Origin of the sequence: Erwinia amylovora, assembly GCF_017161565.1 — a bacterium.
In the GTDB taxonomy this organism is placed as follows: Bacteria; Pseudomonadota; Gammaproteobacteria; order Enterobacterales; family Enterobacteriaceae; genus Erwinia; species Erwinia amylovora.
Genome location: NZ_CP066796.1, coordinates 754,182 through 780,227, shown reverse-complemented (window position 1 = coordinate 780,227; position 26,046 = coordinate 754,182). Strand labels below are relative to the sequence as shown.

The window sequence follows — 26,046 nt, the reverse complement described above, 5'->3', positions numbered from 1 at the left end:
CGCCATTTTATATGCCAGTGCGTTAAGAGCCGGGCCGGGGATGGCCCGGTTTGCAATGCGGCATCACATCTTACGGTTTTGTTTCCATTGCCAGCCCCACAGTAGCGCTATCGCCAGCGCAAACAGCGCGCCAAAACCGACTCCGGTCGCCACCGGGGGCGCACCCAGTTTGATTGCCAACGAGTAAAGCCCCAGCATCAGCAACATCGCGCTGTTTTCACCGAGATTCTGTACCGCAATCGCGTTGCCAGCCCCAACGCTCTCCCTACCCCGCATCTGTAACAGTGCATTAAGCGGCACCACAAAGAAACCGCCCAGCATGCCGATAATGACCAGCAGGAGATAAGCATTTACCGCATGACGTTGCAATGAGAACGCCAGCACTGCCACGCCAATCATTACCCCGGCTGGCATACAGCGCGCCACGGTTTTCAACGTTACCAGCTTCGCAGCAGCCATCGCACCGAACACGATGCCAATCGCCACCATCGCATTCAGCAGCGTTGGCGTTTTGTTATCGACGATCCCTAATGCCGCCGGGACCCAAAGCACCAGCAGGAAACGCAGCGTGACGCCAGCCCCCCAAAACATGCTGGTTCCCACCAGGGAAAAACGCGTTTGTCCGTCTCGCCACAGCACGGCACAGGCCCGGAAGAAGCTGGCAGAGACCCGTGAAGGATGCCAGGAGCGGCCAGCGCGTGCGACGGCAAGCGTTGGGATCAGCAGGTTAGCCGCCACCGCCAGCCCGTACACCACGACACAGGTCAACAGCGCGCCGGTCAGATCCCAGTCGGCAAGAAAACCGCCGGCAACGGAACCGAGCAGGATAGCCGCTATCGTCGATGACTCCATCAGGCCGTTGGCCTTCACCAGCGTGTCGCCGCCGGTCAGTTCACCGAGGATCCCGTACTTCGCCGGAGAGTAAGCCGCTGCGCCAATCCCCACCAGGCAATAACCAAAGAAGGGATCCAGCCCCATACAGATGGTCAGTGCGCCCAGCAGTTTGAGCGAGTTGGCAAACATCATCACCCGCCCTTTAGCGAAACTGTCCGCCAGCTGGCCAACAAACGGGGCCAGAATAATGTAGGTGGCGACAAACACCATCTGCAATACCGGCTGGCTCCAGTCGGGATAGATCAGCTGCTTCAACACCGCCAGGGTAGCGAACAGCAGCGCGTTGTCGCCAAATGCCGAAAAGAACTGGGCGACAATTACCGCCATCATCCCCCTGGACAGCAGCGGTTTACCCTCAATCTGCGGATTATTCACGGCGATCCTCCGGCTGCTCCGCCATCTCGCGCAGAGTGACAAAGTCAGGTTTACCGCTGCCGAGCAGCGGCAGCTGTGATAACAGGCGAATATCCCGCGGCACGGCCAGTTCCGGGCTACCCAGTTCACGGGCGCTGTGCATCAATTGTTCACGCGTCAGCTGCGCATCGGTGGTGAACAGCACCAGCGCCTCGCCGCGATTGCCGTCCGGTTTGAGGGTGGCGGCGTGCTGTTTGTCTCCAGAGGCTTTCAGGGCAATCTGTTCCACGATTTCCAGCGACACCATTTCACCAGCAATTTTGGCAAAGCGCTTCACGCGTCCCTGGATCTGGCAGAAACCGCTGTCGTCAAAGCTGACGATATCACCGGTGTCATACCAGCCCGCTTCCATCTGCCCTTCACCGTTATCAGCCTGTGGTGCCTCCAGCTGGCCCGGATGTTCGACGCGCAAGTAGCCTTTCATAATATTGGGGCCACGCAGCTGCAGCCGGCCGCCCTGCTCAATGCCCGGCACCGACACCAAGCGGGAATCCATGCCCGGCAGGATGCGCCCCACGGTGTGAGATTTGGCGGCCATCGGCACATTGATCGCCACCACCGGTGCACATTCCGTCACGCCATAGCCTTCCAGAATACGAATGCCGTATTTCTCCAGCCATAATTCACGCGTGTGATCCTGCAGTTTCTCCGCCCCGGCGACCACGTAGCGCAGACGGGCGAAATCGTACGGGTTGGCGAAGCGGGCATAGTTGCCGAGGAACGTTGAGGTGCCGAACAGCACGGTACAGTTACGGTCATACACCAGCTCAGGGACAATGCGATAATGCAGCGGGCTGGGATACAGGAACACCTGCGCCCCGGTCATCAGCGGGGTAAACAGGCCCACGGTCAGGCCAAAAGCGTGGAACAGCGGCAACGCCGACATAAAGCGATCGCGCGGGGTAAAGTCCGCCACGGTGCGGATCTGCTCGACGTTCGCCAGCAGGCTCTTATGCGAGTGCACCACCCCTTTTGGGTGACCTTCAGAACCGGAGGTAAACAGCACCATCGCCGCGTCTTCCGGCTGCTGAGCAACCATCGCCTGTTTCGGCAGCAGCAGATGGCCCAGCACCCACAATTTATCCTGCGTGGTCAGGGTATCTTTCAGATCTTCCAGATAGATCCACCGCACCTGTCCGATCCCTTGCGGCAGGTGCCACAGCTTGCCTTTATCAAGGAACTGGCGTGAGGTGAATACGGTGTTGATTTCGCCAGCGGTCAACGCGCTGGTGAGACCTTTAACCCCGGCGGTGTAGTTTAACATGGCCGGAACGCGCCCGCGCATTGAGGCACCCAGGATAGCCGCCGCCGTCACGGTCGCGTTTGGCAGCAGCAGGCCGATATATTCACCGGGCTGGCTGTAACGCTCCAGAATGCGCCCAACGCCAAGCGCCTTTTTCAGCAGTCCGCTATAGCTGTCGGCTTTGAAATTAACGTCTTCAATACAGGGCTTAAACCGGCCGTAACGGGTACGGGCGGCGAGAAATGCCTGGTACAGGGTTTCACGCGGGCGCACCGCCATACGCGCCTCCATCATAATATGGTGGAGATGCTCACCGGCCAGGCGGCGGCGGTCACGCGCGCGCGGTGCTGAAGGCATGGGGATGGTGGTAGCAGGCAAAACGGTCAGCGTGATACGCGGGAACAGGCGGCGCCTGACCACGCCCCCCAGGCGGCCGAAAGGCGTGTATTCGGCCCCTTCGATACGCAACGGCACCACGGTTGCCTGTGATTTTGCCGCAACAAACCCCGCGCCATCGTAGATTTTCATCAGCGAACCGGTGATGGTGATACGCCCCTCAGGGAAAATCACCACCGGTCTCCCCTGGCCAATCTGCTTGACCAGATGCTTAACCGACATCGGTTTGGTGGGGTCGAGCGGCACGAAGTCGATCAGCGAACGCAGCACGCGCATATACCACCGATCGCTGATGGAAGAGTAGACGGCAAACACCGGTTTTACCGGCAGGAACACCGCCAGCAGTACCCCGTCAAGAAATGACATGTGATTCGGGGTTATCAACACTCGCTGTTTGGTTAAGCTGGCGAGATCGCCAGTTAAGCGGGTGCCGAACGCCAAACGCAACAACACACGTAGAAAACGAAACACCATAGTCTGCCTGCTCCATCGCAGCTAATCATGGCTATTAAAGATGCACGATAAAGCACGCAAATTCAATATTTATAATAGAATCATTAAGTTAAATAAGATTTATTTCATTTAACCGGTATTATTATGGTGTAAATTTAATGAAAGTTCTTACTCTGCTGATAACACTTTAAGGTGGCAGGATCTTCCCTGCTTGCAATAATTACTACTTTATCAAACCAGCCTAACGGTAAGCGTTTTCTTATACCAGTTTATCAAAACGTTGTGGAAAACTAAATTCCTCCCAGTAAATCAGAATAAACCACAGCCGCATGGGGAAATAAGATGCCAAATGACATCAAGCCGGAGATCACTCCTCGATTCCACATCCATTACAATTTGACCGATAACACCTCCGCCGGAGCCTCCCGACCCAATGTTATCTGGTTGGCGCTGGACATCAGCCAGTCGTCAGAGCAACTGACACCACAAGAATATCAGCCCGCCAGCTGTTTATCTCCTGACAAGATTCAACCAGCCAATTCCACCGCAGAATGTTTAAGTAGTTTAGCACTGCTGGCAGACACAGCAGCAGAAGCTGTTAAGTACACCAAATCAGAAGTCCGGCAGCGCGTTTTGCCTAAGCCTCTGTTTAGGCCATATCTTCACGCTGAAGATGACTCGTCTGGGAGAAAAAAGCTCCGGGACTATCTCTTAAATAAGACCTTTAAAGATAACTACAGTAATGAAGTTAGCAAAAGCGATAAAGTAATTTCATCTGCCGATACAAACCGGTTAGGCTCAAGACAAAGAGATATAACAGATTTATTGCTACTGAGAGCGACTCATCCTTCTTTTATCAGCAATATTAATAATATCAAATCATTAAAAAATATTGAGTCATTTCAGCAGCGATGGCGTAAAATAATAAACCGGAAACTGCATAATAACCAACTCTCCTCCCAGCCGCTTGATAAGAAAAAAGTGTGGAGGAAAATCATTCATGAACTGATCGTCAGTCACAACAAAATAGCGCCAGAATTAATTCCGGCTGATATTTTTCCAGTTCAGAAAGAAAATGAGGTTATTCAGGACAGAATTTCCAGCCCCGAGGAATCCGTAAAGCAGCGACTGGAGCAGCATTTAGAGCTGGCTTTACAGTTGGAATTAAGGGGGATTACGGTTAATCATGGGTAAAAAATCCTGTCGTATCCGTTTCATTCCCCGCGCTTCCCCTGTCATGATGAACTCCAGCCGCCGCCCAGCGCTACCACCGGCTGTACGCTGGTCACCCACTGCGTGCTTTGCAGCTGAAGCAGACTTTGCTGCTGGCTGAGGCTGGTATTCTCAGTAGTGGCGACATCAGGATAATCGTTCATTCCGGCCTGGTACTGAGTGCGGGTAACATGCGCCGACTTCTGCGCCGCTGCGGTGGCGCGCTGCTGCGCCAGCGTTTCATCCTGCAAGGTATTCAGCTCCGCCCGGTCATTCTCTACCTCCTGGCAGCCGGTCAGTACCCTCTGGCGGTAGCTGGCGACATCGGCATCACAGGCGGCGCGCGCCTGTGCAACCTTTGCCGGGGTGGCACCAGACTCCGGCAGCGTGCCGCTCCGGCCCGGCCCCGGCGACCAGATGCGATTCGGCAGTAAGATCAAATTATGCAGTTACGAACAGGAGAAACCACCGCCGGGCGCTGAGGGTGATCTTTGCCCGCTCGGCGGCGCTGGCGCGGTTCTCCTCAAGCGTACGCCGCAGCTTGCCCCGGATGGCCTGCACATCGTGGCTGTTGCTGATACTGCTCCGGCCGCTGCTGCCGGTGGCGGTCGGGAACAGATCGCTGCGCGATTAGGCGGCCAGCGCCTGGCACTGCGCCACATTTTGGTTAGAGATTTGCACCTGGCACAGCAGGCCATTCAGCGTGGCATCCTGATACACCGCCCGCCACTCCCCCTTACGGATATGGTCCTGCGGCCGCGCTTCACGCCAGCCTTTGGCCTTTTTGCCATGCAAAGACAACGGCGCGCCCGGGCGTGGTTCTTCGGCCAACCCTACAGCCGCCAGGCAGCAGGGCCAGAGCTAAAGGAGTGAGCTTTGTCATTTTCATCCTGTTATTCAGCCTGGCGCAAACGCCGCCACTGACGTTTAGCGGCACGGCTGACGCGGTCAAGATAAAGGTACACAACCGGCGTAGTGAACAGGGTTAGCAGCTGGCTGAGCATCAGGCCACCGGCAATCGCCAGCCCCAGCGGGCTGCGCAGATCGGCATCGCCACCGCTGCCCAGCGCCAGCGGCAATGCGCCGAAGAAGGCCGCCAGGGTGGTCATCATGATCGGACGGAAACGCTGCAGGCAGGCCTGGGTAATCGCCTGCTGCGGCGTCATGCCCTGGGTACGTTCGGCGGCCAGCGCAAAGTCGATCATCATAATGGCGTTCTTTTTCACGATGCCGATCAGCAGCAAAATGCCGATCAGCGCAATCACCGTCAGCTGGGTGTCAGTCAGCAGCAGCAGCAGCAGCGCCCCGACACCGGCGGAAGGCAGCGTGGACAGGATGGTCAGCGGATGTATATAGCTTTCGTACAGCATTCCCAGCACGATATAAACCGCCACCAGCGCCGCAAGGATCAGCCAGGGCATGGAGGCGCTCAGTTCAGTGAACGCCTTCGCCGTGCCCTGAAATCCGGCCTGCACGCTATCCGGCAAACCTATTTTCGCCATCGCGGTTTTCACCGCCGCCTGCGCCTGCTGCAGCGAAACGCCATCCTGCAGGTTAAAGGCCACCGTACTGGTGGCTGACTGGCCCTGATGGTTGACCGCCAGCGGGGCATTCGCGCCGCTGAAGCTGGCAAAGGCAGAGATCGGAATGCGCTCGCCGCGATCGTTGATAACAAACATCTGTGACAATACGGCGGGATCGCGCGTCCAGCGATCGTTGACTGTCATCACTACATGGTACTGATTCAGCGTTTGATACATTGTGGCAATCTGCCGCTGGCTGAAGGCGTTATTCAGCATCTCGTCCAGCATCTGCACATTGACGCCCAGCCGGGTAGCCCGGTCGCGATCGATAGCGATCATCACCTCCTGGCCGCCGGTTTCCGCGTCAGAATCGACGCTGGTCAGCAGCGGGATCTGCTCCAGCGCCGCTTTGACCTTCGGCGTCCAGATGCGCAGCGTTTCCAGATCGTCGGCCTGCAGGCTGTACTGGTAAGTGGCGTTGGCGCTGCGGCCACCGATATGAATATCCTGTGCCGCCCTCAGGAACAGCTGCACGCCGGGAATATGCTGAGTTTTGCCGCTCAGGCGGTTCGCCACCTCGCTGGCGTTGGCCGTGCGCTGCTTAAAGTCTTTCAGGTGGACAAAGAACATCGCGGTGTTGCGCGATCCAAACGCGCCGCTGCCCATGGAGGACAAAACGCCGTCCACCGCCGGATCGGCAGCGATCAGGCTGGCAAACTGCTGCATTTTCGGTTCCATCGCCTGGAATGAGATATTCTGATCGGCGCGCATCATCCCCATCAGCAGCCCGGTGTCCTGATTAGGGAAGAACCCCTTCTGCACCACCGAATAGAGGAAGATATTCAGCAGCACGGTCAGCATCAGGCTGAACAGCGTCAGTCGCTGATGGCGCATCACCCAGTTCAGCGCCGTCGCATAGCGCGCCAGCAGGCGGTTCAGGCCCTGTTCAATCCAGCGGCTGAACGGATGCGGGCGGCGCTCAGGCGGCGATCGGCGTTTTAACAGACGCGAGCAGAGCATTGGCGTCAGGCTAAGTGAAACCAGCAGCGAAATAATCAGCGATACGGTCAGCGTTACGGCAAACTCGCGGAACAGGCGGCCAACAATGCTGCCCATCAACAGGATCGGGATAAACACCGCTACCAGCGACAGGGTCATGGACAACACGGTAAAGCTGACTTCCTTTGCTCCTTTGATCGCCGCGCGCACCGGGCTTAAGCCCGCTTCAATATGGCGGGTGATATTTTCCAGCACCACGATGGCATCATCCACCACAAATCCGGTGGCGATAATCAGCGCCATCAGCGACAGATTATCAAGGCTGTAGTCCAGCAGATACATCACCGCACAGGTGCCGGTTAACGACAGCGGCAGCGCCAGAGCCGGGATCACCACCGCCCTGATATCACGCAGAAAGAGAAATACCACGCCAATCACCAGCAGCGTGGCTACCAGTAACGTCTCTTCGGTATCGTACAGCGAAGCCCGCACGTTCGGCGCGCGGTCAACCACAATAGCCAGCTTCATGTCGGCGGGCAGCTGTTTTTCGAAAAGCGGCATTAGCGCCTTTATGCGGTCAATGGTTTCCAGCATATTCGCCCCGGCAGAGCGGGTCACGCCGATCATCACCGACGGCACGCCATTGTAGTAGCCGACGTTATACTTATCTTCGACGGCATCAGAGACCGTAGCCACATCGCGAAGCCGGATCGCCCGACCATCCCGGTAGCTGACCACCAGGTCGCGAAACTGTTCTGCCCGATCCCGTTGACCATTGCTGTCCACCATCCACGACTGGCGATCGCCTGACAGCATCCCTTTTGGCTTATTCGTGGTGCTGTTGGCAATCGCCTCGCGCAGCGTATCCAGCGATATGCCGTACTGGGACAGCTGCTGCGGTTGCGGATCGATGCGTACCCCCGGCAGCGCGCTGCCGCGCAGCGATACCTGACCCACGCCGTTCACCTGAGAGATGCGCTGCTGGATTTTGCTCTCCGCCAGATCGTACAGTTCTGCACTGGTGCGGGTGGTGCTGGAGAGCGCCAGCATCACGATCGGCGCATCCGAAGGGTTAGCCTTACGGTAAGTCGGCAGCGACGGCATGCTGCCCGGTAGCAGGCTGCGGGCGGCGTTGATCCCCGCCTGCACGTCACGCGCCGCGCCGTTGATATCACGGTCCAGCGAGAATTGCAGAATGAGGGTGCTGGAGCTTTGCGAACTCTGCGAGGTCATTTCGCTGATACCGGCAATCTGCCCCAGCGCACGCTCCAGTGGGGTAGCCACCGTTGCCGCCATGGTTTCCGGGCTGGCTCCGGGCAGGCTGGCGGTGACCAGGATAGTGGGAAAGTCCACCTGTGGCAACGGGGCCACCGGCAGCAGCCGGTAACCCAGCGCCCCCAGCAGCAGCAGGGCCAGCATCAGCAGCAGCGTGGCCACCGGGCGGAAGATAAATAGCCGGGTGATATTCATTCGGCTTCCCGCGCTACGGGCTTGCGGCGCTGGCGATGAAAACGCTGTGCCAGGCGATCGAACCACAGATAGATGACCGGCGTAGAGAACAGCGTCAGCACCTGGCTGAAGATCAGCCCGCCGACGATAACCAGCCCCAGCGGCTGGCGCAGTTCAGCACCGGAGCCGGAGGCCAGCATCAGCGGCAGCGCGCCGAGCAGCGCCGCCATGGTGGTCATCAGGATCGGACGAAAACGCAGCAGACAGGCCTGGTGGATGGCATCACGCGGGCTGAGATGCTGCTTATTTTCCGCCTCCAGGGCGAAGTCGATCATCATAATCGCATTCTTTTTCACAATGCCGATCAGCAGGATCACGCCAATCAGCGCAATCAGGCTGAATTCGGTGTTGCACAGCAGCAGGGTTAACAGCGCGCCGACCGCCGCCGACGGCAGCGTGGAAAGGATGGTCACCGGGTGAATAAAGCTTTCATAGAGAATGCCCAGCACCACATACATGGTGAGGAGCGCCGCCAGGATCAGCCACAGGGTGTTGCCGGTCGCATTCTGGAAAGCTGCCGTCTCCCCCTGCCAGCGCAGCGTAATACCCGACGGCCGGGCCAGCGCGCTGCTGACTTCGCCGATCGCCTGCTGTGCCTGCTCCAGCGAATAGCCATCATTCAGGTTGAAGGAGACGGTGACCGCCGGTAACTGGTTCAGGCGCATATGCACCAGCGAACCGGTACGCAGATGGATGGTGGCAACGGAAGTCAGTTTCACCATGCTGCTGCTGGTGCCGCTGCTGGTGGTACTGCCGGCGCTGCTGCTGGTTGAACTGCCGGTGCTGCTGCTGGTTGAACTGCCGGTGCTGCTGGTGGCGGAGCTGGAGCTGCTATGACTATCGGAACTGCCGGACGCAGTGGCCAGCCAGATATCCCCAAAGGAGGCCGGTGACTGCCGGAACTTCGGCGCGACTTCCAGCACCACGCGATACTGGTTCGCCTGGGTGAAAATGGTCGAGATCAGCCGCTGACCAAAGGCGTTATACAGCGCGGTATCAACGTCAGAGGCGGTGATGCCGTAGCGCGCCGCCGCATCGCGGTTTAACTCAACGTACGCCACCTGCCCCTGATCCTGCAGGTTGCTCACCACCGAGCTGAATTCCGGGCGAACCCGTAACGCCGCCACCAGCTGCGGCGACCACGCCACCAGGTTTTCACTGTCAACGTCGTCCAGCGTGAACTGGTAACGAGCCGGGCTAACCTGGTCATTGACCGTCAGATCCTGCGCCGACTGCAAATAGAGCTGAATGCCAGGCACCGCAGCGGTGGCCTGCTGCAATTCGCTAATCACCGTATCGGCCCGTTCGTCGCGCTGGGCAAAGGGCTTCAGGCTAATCTGCAGGCGGCCGCTGTTCAGGCTGGTATTGCTGCCATCAATCCCCACGGTGGAAGAGAGATTTTCCACCGCCGGATTTTGCAGCACGATCGCCGCCAGCTGCTGTTGCCGCCGCGACATCTCGCTGAAGGAAACATCCTGTGAGGCAACGGTCACCCCCTGAATCAAACCGGTATCCTGGGCCGGGAAGAAGCCTTTCGGCACCATCAGGTAAAGCAGCGCGGTCAGCGCCAGCGTGGCCAGCGCCACCAGTAGCGTGATGCGCTGATGATTCAGAACAATGGTCAGCAGACGGTCATAAGCGGCAATCAGCCGGTCGAAGATCTCGCCGCCGCGACGGTAGAAGCGCGACTGGCGTTCCGGCGGAACAGAGTGCAATAAATACGCGCACAGCATCGGCGTCAGGGTGAGCGATATCAGCATCGATACCAGAATCGACACCGCCAGGGTAATGGCAAATTCACGGAACAGCCGCCCGACCACATCGCCCATAAACAGCAGCGGGATCAGCACTGCAATCAGGGAAAACGTCAGGGAGATAATGGTAAAGCCAATCTGTGCCGATCCCTTCAGCGCCGCTTCCATCGGCGTTTCGCCCTGTTCCAGGCGGCGCGAGATGTTCTCCACCACCACGATCGCATCATCGATAACAAAGCCGGTGGCGATGGTCAGCGCCATCAGCGTCAGGTTATTCAGGCTGAAGCCGGCCAGATACATCACGCCAAAGGTGCCGACCAGCGACAGCGGCACGGCCACGCTTGGGATCAGCGTGGCCGCCACGTTACGCAGAAACAGAAAGGTGACCATCACCACCAGCGCGATCGCCAGCATCAGCTCAAACTGCACGTCGCTGATGGAGGCACGAATGGTCTGCGTGCGGTCAGAGACCACGGTGAGTTTCACCCCGTCCGGTAAAGCCGCCTGTAAGGTGGGCAGCCGGGCCTTAATCGCATCCACCACCGCGATCACATTCGCTCCCGGCTGGCGCTGCACGCTGATGACAATCGCCGGGCTGGTATTGGCCCACGCCGACTGGTAACTGTTTTCCGCCGCCTCGTCGATTTGTGCCACATCATGCAGGCGCAGCGCGGCCCCGTTCTGATACGTCAGGATCAGGTTGCCGTACTGTGCGGCGCTGCGCAGCTGGTCGTTAGCATCAATGGTCACCGAGTGATACTGCCCGTCAAACCCGCCCTTCGAGCCATTGACATTGCTGTTACTGACCAGGGTATTGACGTCTTCCAGCGTCAGTCCGTGCGCGGCCAGCGCATTGGGGTTAATGCGCACGCGGATCGCCGGCTGTTGCCCGCCCGCCAGCGTCACCATCCCCACGCCTGAAATCTGTGACAGCTTGAGCGCAACACGGGTATTGACCAGATCCTGCACTTTAGTTAGCGGCAGCGTATCCGAACTGGCCGCAAGGGCGATCACCGCACTGTCCGCCGGGTTCACTTTCTTGTAGGTCGGCGGATTGGGCAGATCGGTCGGCAGCAGGCTGTTGGCGGCGTTTATCGCCGCCTGCACTTCCTGTTCGGCCACATCCAGCGACAGCTCCAGCGAAAATTGCAGAGTAATCACCGAAGAGCCGCTGGAACTGCTGGAAGTCATCTGACTGAGGCCAGGCATCTGCCCCAGCTGGCGCTCAAGCGGTGCGGTCACCGAGGAGGCCATCACATCCGGGCTGGCACCGGGATAGAGCGTGGTGACCTGTATCGTCGGGTAATCGACCTGCGGCAGCGCCGAGGTGGAGAGCATGCCGTAGGCGAAAATCCCGGAGGCCAGCACCGCCACCATCAGCAGGATAGTGGCGACCGGGCGCAGGATGAAGATGCGTGACGGATTCATTGCGCTTTCTTGCCCGCGGCCGCGCGGGTTTCTTCTGCACTGACCAGCGACACCTTGCTGCCATCGCTCAGGCGGTCGATACCTTCGGTCACCACCTGCTCGCCCGGGCTGACGCCGGACAGAATAGCCTGCTGACTGCTGCCGAATGCCGGGCCGGTGGTGACGGCTTTGCGCGTCACCGTGCGGTCTTTATTGATCACATAAACGAAACTGCCGTCGCTGCTCAACTGTAGCGCCCGGGCCGGGATCACCGTGGCCTGTTTCAGCGTGCCGGTTTGCAGCCGCAGATTGACAAACTGGTTGGCATACAGGGTTTCGTCCTGATTGACGAACAGCGCTTTCAGCGCAACGCTGCCGGTGCTGGTATCAATCTGATTGCTGATAAACTGCACTTCACCCTGAGCCAGCTGGGTGCTGCCTGCCTGATCGAAAGCGGTGGCGGGCAGCGGCTGGCCGTTATGCAGCGCCTTAAGCAGCGTGGGTATATTGCTCTGCGGCACGCTAAAAGTCACCGCCGCCGGTTGCGTTTGGGTTATCACCACAATGCCGGTGGTATCCGAGCTTTGGATCCTGTTACCGGCATCCACCAGCCGCAGTCCGACCCGCCCGGAGATCGGCGCGGTAATGCGGGCGAATTCAATATTCAGCTTAGCGGCAGCGATCTGCGCCTGATCCGCTGTCACCGCGCCGAGGTACTGCCCCACGGTGGCAGTCTGAGTTTCAAGATCCTGACGCGCCAGCAAATCCCGGGCATAAAGTTTCTGATAACGCGCCAGCGTCAGCTGAGCGCTTTTCAGCAGCGCCTGGTTCTGGCTCAGATTGCCCTGATACTGCGCCAGCGTGGCCTGATAGCTGCGCGGATCGATCTGCGCCAGCAGCTGCCCGGCGGCCACCTTTTCCCCTTCCTTAAAATAAACATGGGTCAGCGTGCCGCTCACCTGACTGGTGACGGTGACGGTGGCGTTGGGAATAACCGTTCCCAGCGCGGTCAGATAAACAGGCACATCGGCCAGCCGCACTTCCCCGGCGTGGACCGGAGTGGCCATCCCCGCCATCTGCCCTGGTCCGCCCTGCCCGCGCGGGCCGCCCATATCGCCAGGTCCCCCGGCTGCGCCAGGGCCATACGGCCATAAGCGCCAGAACAGGCCGGCAGCCAGCACCAGCACGATAACGCAGAGAATGATCTTACGCCGTGAGTACGGCTTCTTGCGGGAGATTTCGCTCATAAGGCCCGGTTCATAAAATGCAGTGATAAACAACACCCGACAGGATAATCCCCGGCGCGCAAAAACCCGGCGTAAAGGGCATGGCTTTAGCCCCTTACCCGTCCAAAGGTGGTGGGTAGTTAAGCATATTATCTTAGCTTATCTGCTGGCGTTCCATGCTGGCAGCGTAAGAATTCCGTAAGAAATGCGAGATTTAATATATGTTATCGCCATGAAATAGCGCCAAAAAAACCACGCATACGCGTGGTGATCTGCAGCTGACGGCGCAAAAGACGACGCGGTTTCTTAACCGTGACCGTAGAGCGCGTCCGGGGGAATATTCATATGTTTCAGCACCGGGCCAATAATATTGCCAAACACCGGCGCCGCTACCGAGCCGCCGAAGTGATCGCCCGCCGTCGGGTGGTTGATCATAATCACCAGCGCCACCTGGGGATTACTGGCCGGCGCTACCCCGGCGGTGTAGTTAATATAGCCACCGTCATATTTGCCGCTGTCGCCCATTTTTTCGGCAGTACCGGTTTTAATCGCCAGGCGATAGCCCGGTACCGCAGCACGCACGCCGCTGCCGCCCGGCAGCGCATCACTTTCCATCATATGTACCACCGCCCGCACCGTCTGCTCATCGGCCACGCGTTTACCCAGCACCGGCGGCGTGACTTTGGTGATCGACAGCGGGCGGTAAACGCCAAACGCGCCGAGGGTGGCATATTCGCGTGCTATCTGGAGCGGGGTCACGCGCAGTCCATAGCCAAAAGAGAAGGTGGCGCGTTCAATATCGGCCCAGCGCTGGCGGTGCAGCGGGAAGTAGCCCACACTCTCTCCGGTCAGGCCCAGCCCGGTCGGCTTGCCCAGTCCGAAAGAGTGGTAGGTGTTTACCAGCACTTCGGCCGGCATCGCCAGCGCAATATGCGATACGCCGATATCACTGGATTTCTGCAGGATGCCGGTCATGGTCAAACGCGACCAGTGCCCCACATCACGGATCAGATGGCCGTTAACCCGGTACGGTGTGGTATCCAGTACGGAATCCGGGCGCACCAGCTTGCGCGCCAGGCCTTCCATCACCACCAGCGGCTTTACCGTTGAACCCGGTTCATAGCTGTCGTTGATCGCCGCATTACGCATCTGCGCCGGTGAAACATCAACGAAATGGTTCGGGTTAAATGACGGGTAAGAGGCCATGCCGAGGATCTCCCCGGTATCGATCTTGATCAGCACCGCCGCACCGGAATCCGCTTTGTTCAGCATAACCCCGTCGCGCAGTTTGCTGTACAGGGTGTACTGGTCAAATTTATCAATACTGAGCTGAACCGTTGGCGGTTGCTGCGGTGGCTCATAATTGATCATCGCCACAATATTGCCATTGGCATCCTGACGGTACTTCTTCACGCCCGGCGTACCGCGTAACAGCTTATCAAAGCCCTTCTCCAGGCCGCTAAGACCGCTGTTCTCCGCGCCAACAATGCCGATCAGCGGTGCGGTGGCTTCGCTCATCGGGTAGAAACGACTGTCGTTATATAAGGTGCTGATACCGGCCAGGTGCAGTTTGGCGATATCTTTGGCGATGCCCAGTTCGATTTTATGGCCAAGATAGAGGAAGCGCCGCTCGGGGTTTGCGCCAATCTGTGCGGCAATCTGTTCCGGGCGCTGTTCCAGCGCGTTGGCAAGGTACTGCCATTTCGCGCTGGTAAAATCCGGGTGCGCCTCCAGCACGCGCTGCGGATCGGCGATAATATCACGCGACGGTACGCTAAGTGCTAACGCCTCACCGTTGCGATCCAGCAAAGTACCACGATTGGGGGGGAGAGTGACGGTGCGCAGCGAGCGCTGGTCAGCCTCTTTTTCCAGCATCGGATGATTAATCAGCTGTAAATCCGCCACTCTTAGCAGTAAAAAAACCAGACAGGTCAACACGCCAAGGCAAACAAGCCGGAATCGCAAGAGGTTGAAAGTAGGAGCAGACTGGGATTTGGCCAGCGATTTTCTTAACGGCGGCATGTGTGTTCCGTGGCAGGGTGCAGAATAACTTGAAGAGAGTTATACAAAAAATGACAAAGGGTTAAAAGACAAACTGTGTTTCAGATCGTGTGAGGCCAGCGGACGTTTTAGAGCGGAAGAATTTAACTAACCGGGGTTAGAGAGTTAATTATGATAATTAAACACAAATTAAGAGCAAAAAAAACCTGCGCTTCTGCGCAGGTTGGTGAAATAAAGCGTCAATACTTTTGATGTTCACCCATCAATACCTCTGGGATCTGAACTGTAGCAATGCACCGCATTAAACCGCTACCGCGGAATCGCAACAGATATCCGCAAAATGTAACCAGCTATGAGAACTGTCGCTTTTCCGTGATATTTTTTCCGTTAAGCCGTCAGTCACCTTCCCTTTGATTCGCCAACTCTTTTTATTAAGCCTGCCGCGCTGTATAAAATTCGTACCGAAATTAAGAATTCGCATTATTTTTTTACTTAAATAGATTTTCTAATGTAAATTCATATATTAATTTTGTAAAATTTGTTTTCTGCAATGAAGAAATGGAAGCCATTTCCGACACGCCAAACAGGATAATAATAAATGATGGATATTCAACTACGCCGCCGGATAATAAATATCGTGCGGCAAACACTGCTGATATCCCTTTGGCTTTCCGTTGCTGAAGCACGGGCTGAAACCGCGCCTGTCGCCGCAACGTTGCCCGCTAAGCCTTTACCTGACGCATTAATCGGGCAAGGCGATCAACAATTAATTCATCAGCAAGATCAACAACGGGCTTTACAGAATCGCCTGAAGCCACAAGCACCTGATATTCGGCTGTCAGCGCCGTCGGGCAACGTGGGTCACCTTCGTTTTGCGCAAGAAACCCCGTGTTTCACGCTTACACGCGTGACGTTGAGCGGTACAGACGCCCTGCCCCACTGGCTACCTTTGCAGCGCATCAGCCATCAGGCGGTGGGGAAATGCCTTGGCGGACAGGGGATCAACCTGCTGATGAGCACCCTGCAAAATCGCCTGGTTGACCACGGCTATATTACCAGCCGGGTACTGGCCCCCGCACAGGATCTCAAAAGCGGTGAACTCAGGCTGGTGGTGGTCGCGGGTAAAACCCGACACGTGACGCTGACGCCGGACAGTGGACGTTACATCAGCCTTTATAGCGCATTTCCGGCCCATCAGGGCCAGCTGCTGGATCTGCGTGATATTGAGCAGGGGCTGGAGAACCTGCAGCGCCTGCCGACCGTGCAGGCCGATATGGAGATCCTGCCCGCTGCCGGGCCAGGCGAAAGCGACATTGCGCTGCGCTGGCGTCAGCAGCGCATGTGGCGCGTTGCTGCCTCACTCGATGACTCCGGCACGCGCAGCACCGGCCGCTATCAGGGCGGCCTGACGCTATCGCTGGACAATCCGTTATCGCTTAGCGATATGTTTTATCTTTCTGGCAGCAGCAGCCTGCAAAGCAAAAACGGCAAAGGTTCCAACAACCTGACCGGCCACTACTCGGTGCCGTTTGGCTACTGGCTGCTTAGCCTGACAGCCAACAGCTATGACTACCGGCAAACGGTGGCCGGACTCAACAGCGACTATCACTACAGCGGCAAAAGCCAGAATATGGATTTTCAGGTCAGTCGCATATTGCACCGTAACGGCAATCAGAAAACCACGCTGACTTATGACCTGCTGGCGCGCGGATCCAGAAACTACATAGATGATACCGAGATTGGCATTCAGCGCCGCCGCACTTCGGCGTGGCGAATGGGTTTGCAGCATCGCCACTATATATCGCAGGCCACGCTGGATGTGGCTGCCAGCTATCAGCGCGGCACCCGCTGGTTTGGCGCGATGCAGGCACCCGAGGAAAATATGGGTGATGCCACAGCGTTAAGTAAAATCGTGCAACTTTCCGCCCAGGTTGATATTCCGTTTACCCTGCTGCGGCAACGATTTCACTATAACGTGCAGTATCAACGCCAGCTCAGTCATACCTTACTCACCCCACAAGAGCAGTTCGCCATAGGTAACCGCTGGACGGTACGCGGCTTTGATGGTGAAAGGACGTTGAATGCCGACCGTGGATGGCTGGTGCGTAACGACATCGCATGGGCAACGCCGCTGCCGACTCAGGAACTCTATCTCGGGGTGGATTACGGTGAGGTGGGCGGAAACGGTACGCAATATCTGGCTGGCAACCATTTAGCCGGTGGTGCCATGGGGCTACGTGGCAAAGCATTACAGGTGGGCTATGACCTGTTTGCTTCGGTGCCTTTCTCAAAGCCGGACGGTTTCAGAACCGATCCCGTATCACTGGGCTTTAATCTCAACTGGCAATATTAGAGTAAGGAAACTCCACCGTGAACAAACTCCGCTTTCGCATTATTTTCAACCGGGCGCGCGGCCTGCTGATGGTCGTGGCAGATATTGCCCGCAGCCATACGGGTTGGTCGCGCATGCGCCGGGACAAAATTCCCACGCGCTGCTGCCGGCTTAGCCCGTTAAGCTGCGTCATGCTTGCCGCTTTCGCTTTTGTCACCTCGACCGGTTGTGCTCTGGCCGGCATTGTCGCCGATGGCCAGGCCCCGAATAACCAGCAGCCGAATATCGTATCGAGCGCCAACGGCACGCCGCAAGTCAATATCCAAACGCCAAGTGAGGCCGGCGTTTCGCGCAACACTTACCGCCAGTTCGACGTTGATAATAAAGGCGCCATCCTGAATAACTCACGCCACAATGTCGCCACCCAGTTGGGCGGCATGGTGGCTGGAAACCAGTGGCTGGCGGGCGGAGAAGCAAAAGTGATCCTCAATGAGGTTAACTCGCGCGACCCAAGCCGGCTCAATGGCTACATCGAAGTGGCCGGCCGTCAGGCACAGGTGGTGATCGCTAACCCATCGGGCATTTCCTGTAACGGCTGTGGTTTTATCAATGCTAACCGCGCCACGCTGACGACCGGCCAGGCGCAAATGAGTCAAGGCCAGCTAACCGGGTATGCGGTGGAGCGCGGTGAAATTGTGGTACAGGGTGCCGGCATGGACAGCAGCCGCCAGGATTACACGGATGTCATTGCCCGTTCGGTGAAAATCAATGCAGGCATCGTGGCGAAAGCGTTAAATGTGACGGCCGGTCGTAACCGGGTCGATGCGGCTCATCAACAGATCGATAAACTCGCAGCCGACGGGTCCACCCGGCCGCAGCTGGCGGTCGATGTCGCCCGCCTCGGCGGCATGTATGCCAACAAAATTCGACTAATCGGCACTGAACAGGGCGTCGGCGTGGCTAACGCCGGTAATATAGGCGCACAGGCCGGTTCGCTGGTCATCACGGCAGATGGCCGTATCGAAAACAGCGGCAACCTCAGTAGCAGCGCCGGAATGAACATCGCCTCTGATACGGCCATCAACAATAGCGGTGCCTTACAGGCTGGCGACAATGCCAGCCTGACCAGCGCGGGCGATTTGCATAACAGCGGGTCGGTTGCGGCACGCAATCATCTGCAAACGCAAAGCGCCAGCCTTAACAGTGAACCGGGAAGCTTACTCGCCGCTGGGGTCAATCAGGACGGTAAGCTGGCCGCCAGCGGCGACTTAACGCTGACCACCTCAGGCCAGCTGCGCGCTCAGGGGCAAAATCTGGCCGCCGGCGATTTCACCGCCCGTGGGCAAGGCGTGGATGTACGCCACGGTTCCGGCAGTGCGAACAACATCACGCTGGATGCCGGGCAAAGCGACCTGCTCACCGGCGGTGGTGCGCAGATTACCGCGCAGCGCCAGCTGACCGCCAGCAGCGGAAAAATGCTGAATAACGACGGCGGCAGCCTGTCGGCCGACAAACTGAGCATTAACGCACACGATCTGTCGAACCAACAGGGCGCGATCACTCAGTCGGGCAGCAATTCGCTGCAGCTTAGCCATCAGGGCAACTTCAATAACCATGGCGGTAGCCTCGCCAGTAACGGCAAAGATCTGACGATACAAGCCGCGATCATCAATAATCAGGATGGCAACATTGTCCATACGGCTGACGGCAATCTGTCCCTGAGCAGCGGCCGCCTGAACGGCGCTAAAGGCCAAATCCTGTCTAACGGTCACCTGAACATGACCACCGGCGATGCCCTGCTTGACGGCGGCGTGACCTCGGCGCAGCACATCACGTTAACGGCGAACAATCTGTCCAATCGCGATGGCAAAATTCTGCAAATTGGTAGCGGCCCCCTGTCCCTTACGCTGTTCAACGGCGTGGACAACCAGAACGGTACGCTGGCGGCAGGCGGTGATATCGATCTGCGGGCCGCCAGCCTGAACAACCAGCAAGGTCACATCAGCGCGCAGGATAGCGGCTCATTAAACGTCAACCTGCTCAATCCGCTGAATAATCAGCAGGGCGTGATGCAGGCAGACGGATCCGTGGAGATTGACAGCCAGGGCCAGCAGATTGATAACCGCAACGGGACGATGAGCGCGGGCAAATCGCTTACCCTACTAAGCGGCGAACTGGTCAATCAGGCCGGTCAGTTGCGCAGCGGCGGCGATCTGCAACTCAATAGCCACGGACAAAAGCTGGATAATGCCCGGGGCGGCATAATCAGCTCGTCCGCAAACGCCCGGCTGGACGTTAGCGAACTGGACAACCGTGGCGGTCAGTTACAAACCGCGGGCAATGCGCTACTGAATGCCTTTAAGGGGTTGGTCAATAACACTGCCGGCCTGATCCGCAGCGGCGCCACCACTACCGTTAACGCTGCGCAAATAGTCAACCGTGACAGCAACACGCACAATACCGGGCTGGAAGGCCAGCGTGTTCAGCTGAACAGTGATTCACTCGACAATACGCAAGGTGTGCTGCGCGCTAACGATCTGCTGGATATTACCACCGTGCAGTCGCTCAATAATACGCATGGCTTAGTCTCATCTGCTGATGGTCTTTCGATCAGCGGCGGTGATACGCTGGTGCTAAGTAATAGCGGGGGCACGCTGATCTCCGGTAAGCATCTGCAGCTACGCGCCGCTTCTCTGGGCGGCGACGGGCGCGTGTTATCGCAGGGCGCGATGACGCTCAATCTGCAACAGGGGTTCGTTAACCAGGGCGATGTGATTGCAAACGGCGATCTGAACTTCAATGTTGGCGGTAACCTTGACAACCGGGCGTTGCTAAAAGCCGGCGGAACGCTGAACCTTCATTCAGCCAGCCTGAACAACACCGCGGCGGGTGAAATCAGCGCCGGACAAAACCATATATTGAACGATGGCGAACTGACCAATCGTGGCCTGATCGATGGCAGCCTGACCCATATTCAGTCGGGTACGCTAACCAACACGGGCAGCGGGCGCATTTATGGTGACCATATCGCTCTGCAAATCGGCACGCTGAATAATCTGGCCGAAGGAGGCACGGCGGCGACCATCGCCGCCCGGGAACGTCTGGATATCGCTGCGCAAAACATCAATAACAGCGCTCACGCGCTGATCTACAGTGCCGGGGACGTGGCGATTGGCGGTCAGCTCGACGACAAATGGCAAGCGTCTGGCCAGGCGTTAGTATTCAACAACCACAGCGCCACGCTGGAATCTGTTGGGAATATGACGCTCAACATCGGGCAGATCAATAATTTTAACGACCACCTGGTCACCCAGAATGTGGTTACCGAACGCTCGCAGCATCATGAAGCGGTATTACAGGGCGCAACAACCCGCCACGACTGGGCTAAAGTGGATACCTCGCACTCGAATAAGTACAACGTACACGATGCCATCATGCCTGATGGCAGCGTCAACAATGAGTTTTACGAGTACCAATACCAGCGCACCGTTACCGAAACACAGATCAAAGAGAGCGATCCGGGCCAGATCATTGCCGGAGGCAATTTGACGGTCAACAGCGAGCGGATTAATAACTACGACAGCCGCATTATGGCAGGCGGCACGCTGGGGGTGAATCCTGGCGCGGTACTGAATAACGTCGCCAGCGAAGGCACCAAAGTCACGGTTGATAAAGGTTCGCAAACCCGCTGGTATGCTAAAAAAAGCCGCCACCATGGAAAAACGAAGACGTCCCAGGGCAAGGACACCAACGGCTACAAGCCAGCTGCGATAAAGCAGACCTTTGCTCTGGCCACGATGGTTTATCAGGGTAATACCCAGGTTAACGGCAGCGGCACCACGGTTGCCGGGCGCGATACTTCGGCGCTGGAGCAACAGGCTGGCAACACCGCCGGGGTTGTGGCACCGGTCGGGCATATCGTGGAAATCGCCCTGCCGGGAGCGGCGGCGAACAGCGTTATCCGCGTTACCACCCCAAATACTCGCCTGCCCGACAACAGCCTGTTCCAGCTGCATGGCGAGGTGACCAGCCACTATCTGATCGAAACCGACCCCCGCTTCACCAGTCAAAAGCAGTGGCTAAGCAGTGACTACATGCAGAGTGCGCTTGGCCAGGATCCGAGCCGTCTGGACAAGCGTCTGGGCGATGGTTACTACGAACAGCGATTGATCCGCGATCAAATTGTCAATCTGACCGGGCAACGTTACCTGGCGGGCTACAGCAATGACGGCGAGCAGTACAAAGCGCTGATGGACGCGGGCGTGACTTTCGCTAAGGATTACCACCTGACGCCGGGCGTGGCCCTGACGCCAGAGCAGATGGCGCTGCTGACCAGCGATATGGTGTGGCTGGTCAAACAGGACGTTACCCTGCCGGACGGTTCGCGGCAAAGCGTGCTGGTGCCACAGGTTTATGCGCGAGTGAAAAAAGGCGACCTCGACGGTAGCGGGGCCTTGCTGTCCGGCACCAACGTGGTGCTCAACACCGGCCGCGACCTGACCAACGGGGGAAAAATAGCCGGCCGTGAAGTGACGCAGATCGGTGCTGACACCCTCAACAACAGCGGCTATATTGGCGCTAACCGCGTCAATCTCAAAGCCATGACCGATATCAACAACATCGGCGGCACCCTGCAGGGCGGTGATGCGCTGGTGGCGATAGCAGGTCGCGACATCAACAGCAGCAGCACGCTGGCGGGCGACGACAGCAATCGCTATCTTAACCGGGCGGCGGGCATCTATGTGCAAAATGACAATGGCACGCTGGGCCTGCGGGCTGTGAACAACATCAATCTGACCGCATCGCAAGTGGACAACAGCGGCAAGAACAGTCAGACAGAAATCATTGCCGGCCATGACCTCAACCTGAATACGTTGGCCACTACCCACAGCGAAAAAAGTGACTGGGGCAGCGATAACTACCGTCATCTGACGCAAACCGAGGATATCGGCACGCAGCTTAACGGCGGCGGTAGCGTGGCTCTGGGCGCGGGCCACGATGTCAATGCTCAGGCCGCCGCCATGACGGCAAAAGACAACGTGGCGGTGCAGGCCGGTCATGATATCAACCTGACCGCCGGTGATTCTGCTTATCATCTGACCGAACACAGTAAGCAAACCGTTAAAGGATTATTGTCCGGCAAATCGGTAGAAACGCATGATGAAGTTCAAAACCAGAGCGCGCTGGGCAGTAGCGTCAGCGGCAACAGCGTGATGATGCAGGCAGGACACGATCTGCTGGTGAGCGGCAGCAGCGTGGCGTCCACTCAGGACGTTAGCCTGCTGGCGGGCAATGACCTCAATATCACCGCCGCCGACCAGTCGCGCGAGGAAAATCACCGGCGCGAGGAGAAAAAAACCGGCCTGACCGGCACCGGCGGCATCGGTTTCAGTTACGGTAAAAATGCGCTTAAAACCACCGATAACGGGCAATCGCAAAGCAGCGCGGGTAGCACCGTCGGCAGCAGTCAGGGCAATGTCCAGCTTGCTGCAGGCAGTGCGCTGACGGTAAAAGGCTCGGAGGTGTTGGGCGGCAAGGATCTGGACCTGAGCGGCAAACAGGTCAATATTCTGGCGGCCGACAACCAGAGCGTGCAAACCCATACCATAGAGCAAAAACAGAGCGGACTGACGCTGGCGCTGTCAGGTGCGGTGGGCAGTGCGGTTAACAGCGCGGTGACCAGCGCTAATGAGGCCAGTAACGCCAGCAGCGGGCGGCTGGCAGCGCTTGACGGCCTCAAAACGGCGCTGGGCGGCGTGCAGGCGTATCAGGGCTATCAGCTTGGGTCGGCTCAGGGAGAAGAGGCGAAAAACCTGTTTGGCGTTAACCTGTCTTACGGCAGCCAGTCGTCAAAATCTCAGCAGACGCAAACCTCGAACCAGAGCCAGGGCAGCACGCTCACCGCCGGAAACAACCTCAATATTCGCGCCACCGACGCGGATATCACCGTTCAGGGCAGCCAGCTGCAGGCCGGCAAGGATCTCGGCCTGACTGCCGCCCGTGACGTCAACCTGCTGTCGGCGCAGAACACCTCGGTTCTTGAGGGTAAAAACGAAAGCCACGGCGCTTCCGTTGGCGTTGGCATTAATTTCGGCGGGGATAAAAATGGCCTGACGCTCAACGCCAGCGCCAATATCGGTACTGGCTCGGAGAGCGGCAACGGCGTCAGTCATACTGAAACCACTGTGAGCGCCGGTGACCGTCTGAACATCTCCAGCGGGCGTGACATCACCCTGACCGGCGCACAGGCCAGCGGCAACCGCGTTACCGTGGATGCCGGACGCTACCTGACCTTAACCAGCGAGCAGGACAGCGATAACCACGACTCAAAACAGCTGAACGCCAGCGCGGGCGGCAGCGTTGGCTTTAGTCCTTCCACCGCTTCTGTCAGCCTGAGCCGGGATAAAATGCACAGCAACTACGACTCGGTCCAGGAGCAGACGGGCATCTTTGCCGGCAAGGGCGGCTTTGATATCACCTCCGGTGAACATACCCAGCTCAACGGCGCGGTTATCGGCTCCACCGCCGCCCCGGACAAAAACCGCCTCGATACCGGCTCGCTCGGCTTCGGCGATATTGAAAACAAGGCCAGATACCAGGTCGAACACCTGAGCGAGAGCTTCGGCACCGGCGGCAATACAGGCCTGCAGTTCCTCGGGAATGCGGCCGGCATCCTGATGGTGGGCGTCAACGGTAACGGACACGACAGCTCAACCACCAAAGCGGCGGTATCTGACGGCAGCATCATCATCCGTGACGCCAGCGCCCGGCGCCAGGATGTTGCCGGCCTGAGCCGCGACGTGGAGCATGCCAACCAGACGCTCTCCCCTATTTTCAATAAAGAAAAGGAGCAGCAGCGGCTGCAGGAAGCGCAGAAGATAAGCGAAATAGCCTTGCAGGCGGCAGATATTGCGGCGACGCAGGGCAAAATCAAAGCCACGCGGGCGGCAAATGATAAAATTGCCGGGGCCAGTCAGCACGACCGCGATAAAGCCCTGGCCGGGCTGAAAAAGCAGGACCCGTCGAAGCAGTACAGTGAGGCGGATATAGAAAATCAGGTTTACCAGAATTTCTATCATCAGGCCTTAACGGAAAGCGGGTTCGGCACCGGCGGCAAGGTGCAGCAGGCCATCCAGGCCGCCACGGCGGCGGTACAGGGCCTGGCGGGCGGCAACATCGGTGCGGCGATTGCCGGCGGAGCGGCACCGTATCTGGCGGAGGTTATTCATAAGATGACCGAAGACAAGACCGTGCCCGGCGGCATCAACGTCGAAGCCAACCTGATGGCGCATGCGGTCGTGGGTGCGGTAGTGGCACAGGCAAGCGGTCACTCCGCTTTGGCCGGAGCAGCAGGCGCAACGGCCGGGGAATTTATTGCGCAGCAGCTGTACCCCGGGACAGACAGAAACCAGCTCACCGAAGAGCAAAAGCAGACGGTCAGCACGCTGGGCACGCTGGCGGCAGGCCTCGCGGGCGGCTTGACGGGAGGGAGCGCCGCCGATACAGTGGCGGGTGCCCAGGCCGGGAAGAATGCGGTGGAGAATAACTGGCTGCACGCAGATCAGGCGCTGGCGTTTGATAAAGAGTTGTCGCAATGCCGGAAATCTGGCGGTGACTGCCAGGCAGTCGTTGATAAATGGAAGCAGGTCAGCGATAAGCAGAGTGCGGAAACCGACGAAAAGCTAAAGGACAATCCACTAACAGCACAGGGAATGCATAAGGAGCTGGCGCAGGGCGGTATTGATGCAACAGAACGTCCGGGCTGGCTGAACCATATCGGCGCAGATGTGATGACCAGCGATGAAGCCAAAGCCTACGTGCAGCAGTGGAATGGACAGGATCTGGCGAAGATAGACGTCAACAGCCCAGGCTGGACTAAGTTTGCGGTGTTTATATCCGATCCTGAAAATCAAGTTGCCATTGGTTCTGTGGCTGGACTTAGTAAGAGCATAATTAATCTTGCTAAGGCAACAGTATCTAATATTTCCCAAAGTGGTGTATCAACCAGCATAAAAAGTATGCAGATTGGTCTGAGAAACCCTCAGCAAGTGGATCAGATTAAAAATGACATGTTATCAAGTAATTACCGATTCACGGCACCTGAAGGCCGTATTGCGGGTTATATAGACAGTAAAGGTAATTACTATATATCAGAGGGAAATCATCGTATGGTTGCTGCTCAGGAAATATACAAGAATACAGGAGATGCTTCTTATATAGAAAAACTACTGCAAAATGGTTCCTGGACTCAGGCAAAAAACGCTCCTGCTGGTGCTAAGCCTATGCCGACAAGGAAATGATGGTTATTTACATGAAAAAAAATGAGATATATGTGAAAATGCTGGCTCTTTCCTTGCCTTATATAAGAAACATCCAGTTTCTTGATAAAAAAGAAAAAGGAAGGGATATGTCGTGTTATTTTGAAGCAGAGTTAGTGCATAATCTGACACATACATTACTTAACCCTGATTTTACTGAGCATGATATATGGTTTTTAAACCATCAGGCGAAATATTATTATGATAAATGTAATGATGATATATCACCAAATTACAATCAACATCTGAAATATATCAGGGAGCTTTTTGAACTTGTGCCAGATACGTTGAAAGTAAAATTGTCATGGCATGGACCTTAAATCAATTATCCCGGCCACCGAGCCGGGATTTTACTTTATAACCAG

The 26,046-nt window shown here is 57.3% G+C and carries 12 protein-coding genes; 4 read left to right on the top strand and 8 right to left on the bottom strand.

The window, feature by feature from the left end:
• Positions 1–63: 63 nt before the first annotated feature.
• Together lplT and aas are read right to left on the bottom strand one after the other, a co-directional pair.
• On the bottom strand, positions 64–1,269 hold the full coding sequence (gene lplT, locus JGC47_RS03515; protein ID WP_004155683.1) for a lysophospholipid transporter LplT: 1,206 nt from the start codon (positions 1,267–1,269) through the stop codon (positions 64–66).
• Positions 1,262–3,421, bottom strand: a complete 2,160-nt coding sequence (gene aas / locus JGC47_RS03510; RefSeq protein ID WP_004155682.1) for a bifunctional acyl-ACP--phospholipid O-acyltransferase/long-chain-fatty-acid--ACP ligase — start codon at positions 3,419–3,421, stop codon at positions 1,262–1,264. The genes lplT and aas overlap by 8 nt, the downstream gene beginning before the upstream one ends.
• Positions 3,422–3,742: 321 nt before the next feature.
• On the opposite strand from aas, the gene JGC47_RS03505 reads away from it, so the two are divergent.
• Positions 3,743–4,594, top strand: coding sequence for a hypothetical protein (locus JGC47_RS03505; protein WP_004155681.1), 852 nt, complete (start codon positions 3,743–3,745; stop codon positions 4,592–4,594).
• 41 nt (positions 4,595–4,635) lie between these two features.
• Here the strand turns inward: JGC47_RS03505 and JGC47_RS17960 are convergent, their stop codons facing one another.
• The 6 genes from JGC47_RS17960 to JGC47_RS03475 all read right to left on the bottom strand — a co-directional run bounded on the left by JGC47_RS17960 (position 4,636) and on the right by JGC47_RS03475 (position 15,052).
• Positions 4,636–5,052 (bottom strand): TolC family protein, encoded by a 417-nt coding sequence (locus JGC47_RS17960; protein ID WP_004155678.1) that lies wholly within the window; start codon positions 5,050–5,052, stop codon positions 4,636–4,638.
• 190 nt (positions 5,053–5,242) lie between these two features.
• Positions 5,243–5,443 (bottom strand): hypothetical protein, encoded by a 201-nt coding sequence (locus JGC47_RS17955; protein WP_004155675.1) that lies wholly within the window; start codon positions 5,441–5,443, stop codon positions 5,243–5,245.
• Between the two features lie 62 nt (positions 5,444–5,505).
• The gene (locus JGC47_RS03490; RefSeq protein WP_004155673.1) at positions 5,506–8,604 is read right to left on the bottom strand and encodes an efflux RND transporter permease subunit; all 3,099 of its coding nucleotides are present in this window, start codon (positions 8,602–8,604) and stop codon (positions 5,506–5,508) included.
• Entirely contained in the window at positions 8,601–11,825 is a 3,225-nt protein-coding gene (locus tag JGC47_RS03485) for an efflux RND transporter permease subunit (RefSeq protein WP_004155671.1), read from the bottom strand. The genes JGC47_RS03490 and JGC47_RS03485 overlap by 4 nt, the downstream gene beginning before the upstream one ends.
• Complete coding sequence (locus JGC47_RS03480; protein ID WP_013036203.1) at positions 11,822–13,051, bottom strand: MdtA/MuxA family multidrug efflux RND transporter periplasmic adaptor subunit; 1,230 nt, start codon at positions 13,049–13,051, stop codon at positions 11,822–11,824. Before JGC47_RS03480 ends, JGC47_RS03485 begins: the two co-directional genes overlap by 4 nt.
• 285 nt (positions 13,052–13,336) lie before the next feature.
• Entirely contained in the window at positions 13,337–15,052 is a 1,716-nt protein-coding gene (locus tag JGC47_RS03475; RefSeq protein WP_004155668.1) for a penicillin-binding transpeptidase domain-containing protein, read from the bottom strand.
• A gap of 577 nt (positions 15,053–15,629) precedes the next feature.
• On the opposite strand from JGC47_RS03475, the gene JGC47_RS03470 reads away from it, so the two are divergent.
• From JGC47_RS03470 to JGC47_RS03460, 3 genes are read left to right on the top strand one after another with little or no spacing between them, the layout of a single operon-like run.
• Positions 15,630–17,384: a ShlB/FhaC/HecB family hemolysin secretion/activation protein gene (locus tag JGC47_RS03470; protein WP_004155666.1), complete on the top strand. Its 1,755-nt coding sequence runs from the start codon at positions 15,630–15,632 to the stop codon at positions 17,382–17,384.
• Positions 17,385–17,401: 17 nt separating this feature from the next.
• A complete protein-coding gene (locus tag JGC47_RS03465) occupies positions 17,402–25,663 on the top strand; it encodes a two-partner secretion domain-containing protein (RefSeq protein ID WP_206215644.1) in 8,262 nt (2,753 codons plus the stop codon).
• Positions 25,660–26,001: a hypothetical protein gene (locus tag JGC47_RS03460; protein ID WP_004155662.1), complete on the top strand. Its 342-nt coding sequence runs from the start codon at positions 25,660–25,662 to the stop codon at positions 25,999–26,001. The genes JGC47_RS03465 and JGC47_RS03460 overlap by 4 nt, the downstream gene beginning before the upstream one ends.
• The last annotated feature ends 45 nt before the right edge of the window (positions 26,002–26,046 follow it).

Bases quoted from the DNA above. Each gene is read 5' to 3' on its own strand.
- JGC47_RS03490 (WP_004155673.1), bottom strand. From the start codon at position 8,604: ATGAATATCACCCGGCTATTTATCTTCCGCCCGGTGGCCACGCTGCTG.
- JGC47_RS03460 (WP_004155662.1), top strand. From the start codon at position 25,660: ATGATGGTTATTTACATGAAAAAAAATGAGATATATGTGAAAATGCTG.
- JGC47_RS03480 (WP_013036203.1), bottom strand. From the start codon at position 13,051: ATGAGCGAAATCTCCCGCAAGAAGCCGTACTCACGGCGTAAGATCATT.
- JGC47_RS03470 (WP_004155666.1), top strand. From the start codon at position 15,630: ATGATGGATATTCAACTACGCCGCCGGATAATAAATATCGTGCGGCAA.
- JGC47_RS03485 (WP_004155671.1), bottom strand. From the start codon at position 11,825: ATGAATCCGTCACGCATCTTCATCCTGCGCCCGGTCGCCACTATCCTG.
- JGC47_RS03505 (WP_004155681.1), top strand. From the start codon at position 3,743: ATGCCAAATGACATCAAGCCGGAGATCACTCCTCGATTCCACATCCAT.
- JGC47_RS03475 (WP_004155668.1), bottom strand. From the start codon at position 15,052: ATGCCGCCGTTAAGAAAATCGCTGGCCAAATCCCAGTCTGCTCCTACT.
- aas (WP_004155682.1), bottom strand. From the start codon at position 3,421: ATGGTGTTTCGTTTTCTACGTGTGTTGTTGCGTTTGGCGTTCGGCACC.